Here is a 12,069-nt window from a genome sequence, read left to right as displayed (position 1 = left end):
AGTTCTTTCTGTAACAAAAAAAGAGATTTCTCTCTTTTCTGTTCGAGCTGGTCAATTTTTCCAACCAGCTCCGGCGGCGTTGACGCTGCCAGAAAGTGGTGGTGGGGGAAGGATTCGAACCTTCGAAGTCTGTGACGGCAGATTTACAGTCTGCTCCCTTTGGCCGCTCGGGAACCCCACCGGACTTGATGGTGCCGACTACCGGAATCGAACTGGTGACCTACTGATTACAAGTCAGTTGCTCTACCTACTGAGCTAAGTCGGCATCAAGTAGCGCGCATTCTATGGAGACCTGCGCAGTCATGCAACTAAAAAATTGCATAAAACGTTCTTTCGCTCACATTTTATTCGAAACCAGGGCTAACCGCTGTAAATTCATCCGCTCGCGATTAAAAATCCAACATGAACGCCTGATTTCGGCACGCTATAGCCCCGGGTGATGCCTGCCCGGTTAAGCATCGCTTTCCCATATTTTTTCTTATTATTCCTCTCATCTGGTGTTAACCTCCTGCCCATTGTCCAAAATTAACTATGTGATGAGCCCGCACCCGCCGTTTCGTGATGGTTCACAGAAGCATGCTTATGAGCAAAAAAGAGCAAACGTTAATGACGCCCTATCTTCAGTTTAACCGTAGCCAGTGGGCAGCCCTGCGTGACTCCGTCCCTATGACACTGACGGAAGGTGAAATCGCACGGCTAAAAGGGATAAACGAAGATCTCTCCCTGGAAGAGGTGGCAGAAATCTATCTCCCCCTCTCTCGCTTGCTTAACTTTTATATCAGCTCCAACTTGCGTCGTCAGGCCGTACTGGAACAGTTCCTCGGCACGAACGGTCAACGTATTCCTTATATCATCAGTATTGCGGGCAGCGTGGCAGTGGGTAAAAGTACCACCGCGCGCGTGCTTCAGGCGCTGCTGAGCCGCTGGCCGGAACACCGCAGCGTGGAGCTGATCACCACCGACGGCTTCCTGCATCCCAATGAGGTGTTGAAAGAACGCGGCCTGATGAAGAAGAAGGGCTTCCCGCTCTCTTATGATATGCACCGCCTGGTAAAGTTTGTCTCTGATTTAAAATCGGGCGTGCCGAATGTTACCGCACCGGTCTACTCGCATCTGATCTACGACCGCATCCCGGATGGTGACAAAACGGTGGTGCAGCCCGACATCCTGATTCTGGAGGGCTTAAACGTACTGCAAAGCGGGATGGATTACCCTCACGATCCGCATCACGTGTTTGTCTCTGACTTTGTCGATTTCTCAATTTATGTGGATGCGCCTGAAGATCTGTTGCAACGCTGGTATATCAACCGCTTCCTGAAGTTCCGTGAAGGGGCGTTCACCGACCCGGATTCTTACTTCCACAACTACGCTCAGCTCTCTGAAGAAGAGGCTATCAACGTGGCGACCGGGCTATGGAATGAGATCAACTACGTCAACCTCAAAGAGAACATCCTGCCGACGCGCGAACGTGCAAGCCTGATCCTCACCAAGAGTGAGAAACACGCCGTTGACCAGATTCGTTTACGGAAGTAGATCTCAGACGTAAAAAAAACCGGCTAATCGCCGGTTTTTTCCTTTATGCATGCGGCTTTTCGCCGTTTTCATCCTGATCGACCGCGAAGCAGGCCACCAGCTGTCCACCATAATCTTTCAGTTGTGGCTGCAACTGCGTACACGGACCGAAGCGGCGACGGCAGCGGGCGTTGAACGCACATCCCGGCGGCGGGTTAAGCGGGCTTGGTAACTCGCCGGTCAGCTTAATGCGCTCACGACGGTCATCCGGGTTCAGTCGCGGCGTCGCAGACAGTAGTGCCTGAGTATATGGATGACGCGGGTTATTAAAGATCTGATCTTTCGTCCCCTTCTCTACGCAGCGTCCCAGATACATCACCATCACCTCATCGGCAATGTGCTCAACCACAGACAGGTCATGGGAGATGAAAACGTACGACAGCCCAAGATCCTGCTGTAAATCCATCATCAGATTCAGCACCTGCGCACGCACGGATACGTCGAGCGCCGAAACCGGTTCATCGGCAATCACCACGTCCGGGTCGAGCATCAGACCACGGGCGATGGCGATACGCTGACGTTGACCGCCAGAGAACATATGCGGATAGCGATCGTAATGCTCGGTTTTCAGGCCCACCTTCGCCATCATCGCCAGCGCTTTTTCACGACGCTGCTCTTTGCTCAGGTTGCTGTTGATCAGCAGCGGCTCTTCCAGAATCTGCCCCACTTTTTTTCGCGGGTTCAGCGAACCATACGGATTCTGGAACACAATCTGGATTTTCTGACGTCGCAGTTTCTGCGCCTGCGGATCGTGCTTGAGCAGATCCTGGCCCTGATAGTAAAGCTCGCCGCCAGTCGGAACTTCAATCATCGTTAACAGACGGCCCAGCGTGGACTTCCCACAGCCAGATTCCCCTACCACCGCCAGCGTTTTTCCGCGTTCGAGAGTAAAGGAGACACCATCCAGCGCTTTTACCAGGCGCTCAGGAGCAAAGAGGCCCTTCTTCACCGGGTAATGTTTTTTCAGGTCGATGGCCTGCAACAGCATTTGTTGCGTACTCATAGTGTTGGCCTCCCGGCATCATCGAGTGGGTAGTGGCATTTCGACTGACGTCCGTCAGCTAACAGGTTCAGCTCCGGCTCGTCGACGCGGCATTTATCCGTCGCATACGGGCAGCGCGGGTTAAGCAGACAGCCCTGAGGACGGTCATATTTACCCGGTACCACCCCCGGCAGCGAGGCCAGACGCGCTTTATCCTGCGCGAACTCCGGCAGCGCGCGCAGCAGCGCCTGCGTATAGGGATGACGCGGGGCCCGGAAGATATCGTGTGAACTCCCGGTCTCCACCACCTGGCCTGCATACATCACAATGATTTTGTGTGCCGCTTCAGCCACCAGCGCCAGATCGTGCGTAATCAGCACCAGCGCCATATTCTCTTTCTGCTGCAACTCCAGCAGTAGCTCAATAATTTGCGCCTGAATGGTCACGTCCAGCGCGGTTGTCGGTTCATCGGCAATCAGCAGTTTTGGACGACAGGCAATGGCCATCGCGATCATTACACGCTGACTCATCCCACCGGACAACTGGTGCGGATAAACGTCCAGACGCGATGCCGGATCGGGTATACCCACCTGCGTCAGCAGGTCAATAGCGCGCTGGCGACGGGTTTGCTTGTTACCGCCCTGGTGCACCTTAATGGCTTCCATAATCTGGAAACCCACGGTGTAACACGGGTTCAGACTGGTCATCGGGTCCTGGAAGATCATCGCCACTTCCGCTCCCACCAGTTGGCGGCGCTGTTTTTCGGAAATGCGCTGCAGATCCTGACCATTGAACTCCAGGCTTTCCGCCATTACGCGGCCGGGATAGTCAATCAGCCCCATGATTGCCAGTGAACTCACTGACTTACCGGAACCGGACTCCCCAACGATACCAACCACTTCGCCCTGATTTACGCTATAGCTGATGCGGTCCACAGCACGAAACGGTGTGCCTTCATCGCCGAAGTGCACCGATAATTTATCTACATTTAATAACGCCATCTCGTGCCTCTTACTGCTTCAGTTTGGGATCAAGTGCATCACGCAGACCATCACCCATCAGGTTAAATGCCAGCACCGTCAGCAGAATCGCCAGACCCGGGAAGGTGACGACCCACCAGGCGCTTTGCGCGAACTGCAACACGTCGGAGAGCATGGTGCCCCATTCCGGTGTTGGCGGCTGCGCACCCATGCCAAGGAAGCCAAGAGCGGCCATATCGAGAATGGCGTTAGAAAAACCGAGCGACGCCTGAACAATCAGCGGTGCAAGGCAGTTAGGAAGAATATTGACGAACATCTGGCGCATCGCCCCCGCACCCGCCACTCGAGATGCTGTCACATAATCGCGGTTCACCTCGACCAGCACGGCCGCACGGGTTAATCGGACATAGTGAGGAAGCGCAACGAACGTTAGCGCGAGCGCGGCATTGCCTATCGAAGGACCAAAGACCGCGACCAGCACCAGGGCCAGCAGAAGGCTTGGCAATGCCAGCATGATATCGACGATACGCATGATGACGTTATCAACGATGCCGCCGAAGTAGCCCGCCACCAGACCAAGCACAACGCCCATGATCAGCGACAACACCACCACGAGACAGCCAACCAGCAGAGAGAGGCGCGCGCCGTACATCAGACGAGACAGCACATCGCGGCCAACGTCATCAGTACCGAGCAGGTGCGTCAGGCTACCACCTTCCTGCCAGGCCGGTGGCGCGAGCAGCGCATCACGGAACTGGTCCGCGGGGTTATACGGCGCAAGGAAGTTCGCAAACACCGCAATCAGGATCATAATGGAAACATACACCAGCCCGACGACCGCGCCTTTGTTGCGCTTGAAGTAGTGCCAGAATTCCTGCATCGGCGTCATTGGCACCGGTGCGGTAACCGCTTTATTTTGAGTAACTTGTGACATGATGGCCCCTTACTTCTTATGACGAATACGCGGGTTCACCACGCCGTACAGCAAATCGACCAGCAGGTTGACGAGGATAATCATCGTCGCGACCAGCAATACACCGCCCTGCACAACCGGATAGTCACGGCGTTGCAGCGCATCAATTAGCCAGCGTCCAAGGCCTGGCCAGGAGAAGATGGTTTCGGTCAGGATCGCCCCGGCCAGCAGCGTACCGACCTGCAAACCGATAACGGTCACCACCGGCAGCATGGCGTTACGCAGGGCATGAATGATGATGACGCGCATACGGGTCAGACCTTTAGCGCGGGCAGTACGAATATAATCTTCGCCCAGCACTTCCAGCATGGAGGAACGAGTCATACGCACGATCACCGCAAGTGGGATGGTGCCCAGCACCATTGCAGGCAGGATCATGTGCGCAACCGCATCAATGAAGTTGCCCTCTTCGCCCCAGATCGCCGTATCAATCAGCATAAAGCCGGTTAACGGGTTGGTGTCGTCAAGGAAAACCATATCGCTGACACGTCCGGAGACCGGCGTCAGGTTCCACTGCACCGAGACCAGCATGATCAGCATCATGCCCCACCAGAAGATAGGCATGGAGTAGCCGGTCAGTGCCAGGCCAACGGCGGTGTGGTCGAAAATAGAGCCACGCTTAACGGCAGCCAGCACGCCGACGGGAATCCCCACCGCGGTCGCGAAGATCATGGCGCAGATGCCGAGTTCCAGCGTCGCCTGGAAACGCGGCACGAACTCGTCCCACACCGGAAGACGGCTTTTCAGTGAAATCCCTAAATCGCCGTGTAATACGCCCCAGATGTAGTGGAGGTACTGCTGCCACATCGGCTTATCAAGGCCGAGTTCAGCCAGCAGTTGCGCATGACGTTCAGGGGAGATACCACGCTCGCCCGCCATAATCATCACCGGATCACCCGGGATCATATGGACGAAGGCAAAAGTGAGAAGGGTGATACCGATAAACGTCGGGATAACCAGTCCCAGACGTCGGAGGATGAACTGCAACATAACCCGGATTCTCTCTGATGACGCACGCTCAGTAGCGTGACGTCTGTATTGCTCACAAATGTAAATTCCCTCTCCCTTCGGGAGAGGGTTAGGGTGAGGGGATGCATGCACGCCCCTCACCCCTGCCCTCTCCCACAGGGAGAGGGAGAACACCCTACTTATTATTCAACAGACACGTTTTCGAAGTGGTGTTTGCCCAGTGGATCGACCACGTAGCCCTTCACTTCTTTACGCACTGGCTCGTACACGGTGGAGTGAGCAACAATCAGCGCCGGAGCCTGATCGTGCATGACAACCTGCGCTTGCTTGTACAGTTCGATACGTTTGTTGTGATCATCGGTCGCACGCGCCGGCTGGATCAGGTCTTCAAACGGCTTGTAGCACCAGCGAGAGTAGTTGGAACCGTCTTTCGCTGCCGCACAGCTGAACAGGGTCGCGAAGAAGTTGTCCGGATCCCCGTTGTCGCCGGTCCAGCCCATCATGACCGCCTGGTGTTCGCCCGCTTTGGCGCGTTTCAGGTACTCGCCCCACTCGTAGGTCACAATTTTGGCCTGTACGCCAATCTTCGCCCAGTCAGCCTGAACCATTTCCGCCATACGACGTGCGTTCGGGTTGTAAGGACGCTGTACCGGCATCGCCCACAGCTCAACGGTGAAACCTTTATCCTGGCCCGCTTCTTTCAGCAGCGCTTTCGCTTTCTCAGGATCGTAGGTGTAGTCCTTAATGTCGTCGTTATAGCCCCACATGGTTGGTGGGATCAGGTTCTTGGCCGCAACGCCAGCGCCCTGGTAAACGGCTTTGATGATCGCTTCTTTGTTCACCGCGTAGGTCAGCGCCTGACGCACTTTCACGTCATCGAACGGTTTCTTCTCGGTGTTGAAGGAGAGATAACCCACGTTCAGGCCCGCCTGCTCCATCAGGTTGATATTTTTATCCTGCTTCATGCGCGCGATGTCAGCCGGGTTTGGATACGGCATCACCTGACATTCGTTTTTCTGCAATTTTGCGTAACGCACGGATGCGTCAGGCGTGATGGAGAAGACCAGACGGTCGATCTGCGGCTTGGTGCCCCAGTAGCCCGGGAAGGCTTTATACAGAATACGGGAATCTTTCTGGTACTGAAGCAGCTGGAACGGGCCGGTACCGATTGGGTTCAGGTCCACTTTTTCCGGCGTGCCGGCTTTCAGCATGTTGTCCGCGTACTCTTTAGAGAGAATAGAGGCGAAGTCCATCGCCAGGTCAGCGAGGAATGGCGCTTCCGGACGCGTCAGCACGAACTGAACGGTTTTATCGTCCACTTTTTTCACTTCAGCAATCAGGTCTGGCAGACCCATCCCTTCGAAGTATTCATAGCTGCCGCCAGACACTTTATGGTACGGGTTCTGGGCATTTTTTTGACGGTCGAAGGAGAACACTACGTCGTCGGCGTTAAAGTCGCGCGTAGGTTTGAATTCTTTGCTGTCCTGCCACTTCACGCCCTGACGCAGGTGGAAGGTATAGGTTTTACCGTCTTCGCTGATATCCCACTTTTCAGCCAGGCCAGGAATCACTTCCGTGGTACCGGTTTTAAATTCAACCAGACGGTTATAGATCGGTACAGAGCTTGCGTCGTAAGTCGTACCAGAGGTAAAGAGCTGTGGGTTAAAGCCTTCCGGAGAGCCTTCAGAACAGTAAACCAGGGTTTTTGCCTGTACGCTTGCTGCGACGGTCATGGCCACCAGGCTCAGACCAAGCTTCAGCATCCCTGACTTCTTCAAGGAAATACTCATTATTGTGCTCCAATGTGATGTTTTGCTTTGTTGTGTTACGCCGCCTGACCTTTATTTATTTTTTACCCGGTCCGGTCGGTGATGCCCGAGGGCGTTAAAAGGGATAGAGAATCCTTTCAGAAGAGCGTTTGAGTTGCAGCGCAGATCCTCCCTGAAATGCCCCTCGTGCCCTACAATCTGTCAACAGAATGTGAAAACGTCAATACAGGTGGCGGGGATTTACGTGGAGTGTGAGAAACCGCAAACAAAGATTAAAAAAACTCTGAATGCCAGTTTTCAGCAGAGAAATTTATGCTACTCGCCATGTTGCAGCACAAACCCCTCCCTATTTCGCAACACCCAGTGATTAAGTTTTATTCAGAATGGGTAAATTTTCTTACAGAATGGTGATTATCTGAGCACTAAATACCGCGAACGTTAAAACGCACAGCGAAAAATGCTGAGGTTATCCATAAGCAACGCGAAAAAAGATCAAACTATATATAAAAAAATACAATGGATTATGTCACAAAACCGCAAGCAGGCAGGGGGAAGCAGGGCTAAGGGGTATTTTGAGGACTCCTGTGGGGTAACGCGTTAATGCAAAAAGGGCTAACCTTGCGGTTAGCCCTTTTTAGAATGTGGTCGGCGAGAGAGGATTCGAACCTCCGACCCACTGGTCCCAAACCAGTTGCGCTACCAAGCTGCGCTACTCGCCGAATGCGGAGCGCATCTTACTGCTGAGGTGCGCCCTCGTCAATCCCTTATTTTCAAAAAGCCATTCAACTGGCGATATTCTCGCCAGACCAGCTACTGCGCGGCTTTTGTGGTGTTATCAGGGAGTTTACACCAGTTGTTGTTTTCGTTAATCCCACCGTTCGGTGAGGTATAGCCGAGACAGCCCATAATAGTGTCGTACAGCTCAACGTGACGGCGCGGTACCTTAATCTCTGCCTGCTGTTTCAGGTGGGCAAACATTTTGGCTTTGTCCGGGTTTTCCAGATACTTGTCCGACATCCACATGATCATCGGCACGCGGAACTGCTCTGGTGGCGCCAGCTTACGCGGCGTACCGTGTAAATGCTCTTTCTCGTTGATGGACTCGCCGTGGTCGGCCGCGTAGATCACAATCGCTTTCTTATCGCGAAGCTGGTCAATCACCCGGCTGAGGAAGGTATCCACATACAGAATCGAGTTATCATAGGCATTGATCAACTCCTGCTTGCTACAGTTCTTGTTAATGCCGACGCACTCAGGCGTCCATTTGGCGAAATCGCGCGTGTAACGCTGATAGTAGCTGTAGTGTGACCCTTTGGTATGCAGAACAATAAGGTGCTTACCCTGCGGATGGTTTTTCAGCGACTGTTCCATCTCAGAGAGCAGCAGCATGTCATCAACGTTCTTTCCGCGGTTACGCGGCTCGGCGCCAATCTGCTCGCGGTAGGCGATGTTATCCGCCATGGTGTTGGTGTAGAACCACATCTCACTTTGCATGGCGAACAGATCGGAGCTAAATCCAAGCTGCTTCAGAACAGCAAACACGTTTTGCTCTTTGAGAGTGCGCTGAGGGTTATCACTCGCACCGCCCTCGCGAACAAACATACAGCGCAACGAGAGCTTCGTGGCGGTATCGCAGGAGTAGCCGCGGTATGCCACCAGATTCTTTTCCTGCGCCAGTTTCGGGGTGGTATCGCGGTCATAACCGAGAATACCCATATGATCCCAGCGCGTCGTTTCGCCGATAACGAAGACCACGTAAGTATCATCCAGCCCGTCAGCCGGAGCCTGGTAGGTGAACTTTTTGGTTGGGTTAATCAGCGATTTCACATCGCTGGATTCGTCCGCCTGAGCCCAGGCATAAAGACCTAACGCCGACAGCCAGTTAGACGGCAGGTACGAGTTAGCCACCACGCCGCCGTAGCTTGGCATATCCACGCCTGTCGCTTTTTCGATCCGTTTTTGCTGCTTTTCCATCAGGCGAATAGGCGCCCATACCAGCAGACCCGCCAGAAGAACGACGGCGACGTTGCGGATGCGCTGTCCCCGGGTACGCAACTGGCGTAACAGGGTGTAGCGACAGGTGTTACTCCAGATAAAGAAGAGCGGGATCAGGCAGGTCAGAATCGTCCACAGGATGAACCCTTGACCCACCACCTCTTTCGAGAGGTCGATGTCCGTGGTCATCACCGAGGCCACAATACCGTAGCCAATGACCACGTTCATGAATGTCATGTAATAGCTTGCGGCGGCGGAGATAATCACCACCAGCGAGGCCAGAATTTGCCATGTACGACGGCCAAAGAGAGAGAGCAGGCGTAACAGGAAGAAGGTCGCCAGAATTGAGCCAAACACTTCAATCGCGGCAAAAATTCCATTTCTTACAGTGAGGTGTTCGAAATAACCTTCCACTCGTCTGAACAGCACCGCGCCATTCAGAAACAAACCGATATAGACAGCCAGCATCAGACACAATCTTTGCTGGGTAAGAGACCTAATATATTTCATGCAAACAACCCTGGGGGAAGGGGTATAAAAACCCGCCGAATCTCAGTGAGAAAGCAGACAGAGTAAGTAGATGCGAGAGAAACCGTTATCAGAAACGTCTACAAGCGCGATAAGTAGACCACAGCAGGGAAGAAAAGTGGCAGCAGAGAATGTGAATCGATGAAGATTTTTACAAAATAGCAAGTCCGGAAGCGATTTAGAAATAAATAAAAGAGGCCCTGCGGCCTCTTTTCATCGCATCATACATGCGCTTCTTTATACAGTTCGCGCTGCGGCTGACGGATCGTGGTGGACAGCGCCAGCGAAATAATCAGCAAAGCGAATATCACGCAGAAGGTCACGTAGAAGCCGCCAAACAGCGAGGCAATCAGTGAACCGCAAATACTGCCGATACCGAAGCCGAGATAAATGACGCCGTAGTTTTTCGCCAGGTTGTTCAGGCCGAAGAACTCGCTCACCAGTGACGGGAAGACGGTAATAGTGCCGCCAAAGTTAAAGGCTACGCAGGCAATTGCTGCAAAGAATGTCGCCTCGTTCAGCGGAGCGAACAGCAGTGCTGCCATACCCACCAGGGAGATGACCTGCCCCAGCGTAATCACACGGATACGGGCGATTTTGTCAGACAGGATACCCAGTACCAGACGACCCGAGAGGTTAGCGATGGAGATGACCGTTACCGCGTTTGCCGCCGTCGCCGCGTCCAGTTTTACCATCCCCTGCGCGATATCTTTCGCCACACCGATGACATACAGACCGCTCATGCAGGCCGTCAGGAACATCACCGCCAGCATCCAGTACTGCGGCTTACGCATGGACTGAGCGAGGGTGAAATCGTTCTCCACCACGCCGTTAACGGTTTTCACTTCCTGCTGCGGCGCATCTTTCATCAGCGTGGCGCCGAAGAGGATCATTACCAGCACAATCACGCCCCAGATCATAAAGGTTTTCTCAAGCCCAACCGAGGCCAGCAGATGGGAGTCAATGAATTTGAACCCCAGGCTGCCCAGGCCATATGAACCAATGGCAAACGCGGAGATAAGCCCTTTACGCTCCGGGAACCACTTCACGCAGTTAGACAGCGTCAGCAGATAACCTGCGCCGTCCGCCAGACCCACCAGCACCCCGGCGCTTAGCCACAGCATCATCAGGTTGTTTGAATGTGCCGTCAGGAAGAAGCCCACGCCCAGCAGGATCCCGGAGGCCATGGTTACGCGCTTCACGCCGAAGCGCTCCTGAAGTTTGCCCGCCACGGAAGAGGAAATCGCTAATCCAAGGCTCAGCAAGCCGAAGGAGAATGCCACCTGGCTTATCGGTGCGCCGAGCTTATCGGACAGGGCGCTGTTAAACAGGCTCCAGGTATAGACCGAGCCCAGTGCGAACTGGGTAACGATGGTGCCGAAAAGCGTCAGCCAACGCGTGCGGTTATAAGTTGATGTGTTCATGGCAGTGTCCTGCAAGAGAAATTAAGGAAGTTCGCTGAGGACACGATAAACAAAACCCCAAAACGCCAGGGGTAAAACGGCATGAAATGCAGGAGATACGGAATGAAATGCCTGGAAGCGGGAATGAATGACCTTGCCGGAAAAGAAAACGCTTAAAGGTGAGTGACCACTATCACCACAGCCCGCGCCGTTATTGTATTAAATATGTTACCGCAGCGTTTAAAAAAGTAACAACCCTAAAATTTGGCGCTTAAGCCCAGGGTGTACAAATATTCTTCCTCCGACTGCTGGTTGTAGCTGATCTTCGCCCAGGGATGTAAATCACCATACTGCGTATCAACGCGCCACCCCAACGAGTTCACGCTGGCATGCCAGAGGGGATCGGTAAGCGGCTGCGTGGTAGTTGCCTCACCAAATGCGTTCACCGTTGCAGGGGGAGCGCCATCAGTGCGCCACGCCATGACGGGGCCGGTGGTAAAATGTCCCGCCACGGGAAAATTCCAGCCAACGCTCAGAACGGTTTCCGCATCTGAACCGGATGGGTCGTTCAGGGCAAAGCCCGCAGCATTCTGCGAATGGTTGATACGCTCCGCGAGAATATCTTCATAACGAGGTTGGTGATCGGCGTCCCATGTATAGCGTTCCGTCGTATTACTTTGTGCATCTGAAACGATATATTCCTGTTGCCACGCAAAAGCGGTGTTACATATAAGCAGGCAGGCTGAGACACCCACCAGGCCAGAAGCAGCATGGCGACCACTGATTTTTTTTAACATCATCAAAGCGACTCCAGAAAGAGCCGAGTTCGGCGATATATGTCATTGTTCGAAGAGGTATTAGGGCGTATAGCCCTGTATTAACTATTGTCTCTTTAGCA

At 53.6% G+C, this 12,069-nt stretch carries 9 protein-coding genes and 3 tRNA genes; 1 reads left to right on the top strand and 11 read right to left on the bottom strand.

Translation table 11 applies throughout. From position 1 onward, the window contains the following. Positions 1-96 precede the first annotated feature (96 nt). Positions 97-181 (bottom strand) — tRNA-Tyr (locus L3069_RS01215). An 8-nt stretch (positions 182-189) separates the two neighbouring features. Beyond that, positions 190-265: transfer RNA gene (locus tag L3069_RS01210), tRNA-Thr, on the bottom strand. 317 nt (positions 266-582) lie between these two features. On the opposite strand from L3069_RS01210, the gene coaA reads away from it, so the two are divergent. Next, complete coding sequence (gene coaA / locus L3069_RS01205) at positions 583-1,533, top strand: type I pantothenate kinase (protein WP_032622068.1); 951 nt, start codon at positions 583-585, stop codon at positions 1,531-1,533. A gap of 43 nt (positions 1,534-1,576) precedes the next feature. Here the strand turns inward: coaA and dppF are convergent, their stop codons facing one another. From dppF to L3069_RS01160, 9 genes are all read right to left on the bottom strand, one after another. Next, entirely contained in the window at positions 1,577-2,575 is a 999-nt protein-coding gene (gene dppF / locus L3069_RS01200; protein ID WP_022646698.1) for a dipeptide ABC transporter ATP-binding subunit DppF, read from the bottom strand. Further along, the gene (dppD, locus tag L3069_RS01195) at positions 2,572-3,555 is read right to left on the bottom strand and encodes a dipeptide ABC transporter ATP-binding protein (protein WP_010426220.1); all 984 of its coding nucleotides are present in this window, start codon (positions 3,553-3,555) and stop codon (positions 2,572-2,574) included. Before dppD ends, dppF begins: the two co-directional genes overlap by 4 nt. A 10-nt stretch (positions 3,556-3,565) precedes the next feature. Further along, the gene (dppC, locus tag L3069_RS01190) at positions 3,566-4,468 is read right to left on the bottom strand and encodes a dipeptide ABC transporter permease DppC (protein ID WP_022646697.1); all 903 of its coding nucleotides are present in this window, start codon (positions 4,466-4,468) and stop codon (positions 3,566-3,568) included. Positions 4,469-4,477: 9 nt separating this feature from the next. After that, positions 4,478-5,497, bottom strand: a complete 1,020-nt coding sequence (gene dppB, locus L3069_RS01185; RefSeq protein WP_022646696.1) for a dipeptide ABC transporter permease DppB — start codon at positions 5,495-5,497, stop codon at positions 4,478-4,480. A gap of 161 nt (positions 5,498-5,658) precedes the next feature. After that, on the bottom strand, positions 5,659-7,266 hold the full coding sequence (gene dppA / locus L3069_RS01180; protein WP_022646695.1) for a dipeptide ABC transporter periplasmic-binding protein DppA: 1,608 nt from the start codon (positions 7,264-7,266) through the stop codon (positions 5,659-5,661). Between the two features lie 621 nt (positions 7,267-7,887). Further along, positions 7,888-7,964: transfer RNA gene (locus L3069_RS01175), tRNA-Pro, on the bottom strand. Between the two features lie 91 nt (positions 7,965-8,055). Continuing rightward, positions 8,056-9,750, bottom strand: a complete 1,695-nt coding sequence (eptB, locus tag L3069_RS01170; protein ID WP_022646694.1) for a kdo(2)-lipid A phosphoethanolamine 7''-transferase — start codon at positions 9,748-9,750, stop codon at positions 8,056-8,058. A 239-nt stretch (positions 9,751-9,989) separates the two neighbouring features. Then, positions 9,990-11,192 (bottom strand): MFS transporter, encoded by a 1,203-nt coding sequence (locus L3069_RS01165; protein ID WP_023299065.1) that lies wholly within the window; start codon positions 11,190-11,192, stop codon positions 9,990-9,992. Positions 11,193-11,428: 236 nt separating this feature from the next. Then, on the bottom strand, positions 11,429-11,971 hold the full coding sequence (locus L3069_RS01160) for a lipase (RefSeq protein WP_038415055.1): 543 nt from the start codon (positions 11,969-11,971) through the stop codon (positions 11,429-11,431). Between the last annotated feature and the right edge of the window lie 98 nt (positions 11,972-12,069).

Origin of the sequence: Enterobacter cloacae complex sp. ECL411, from assembly GCF_021869665.1 — a bacterium.
Lineage (GTDB): Bacteria > Pseudomonadota > Gammaproteobacteria > Enterobacterales > Enterobacteriaceae > Enterobacter > Enterobacter intestinihominis.
Note: the sequence above shows the minus strand (reverse complement) of the source record. Positions and strands in the feature narration are given on the sequence as shown.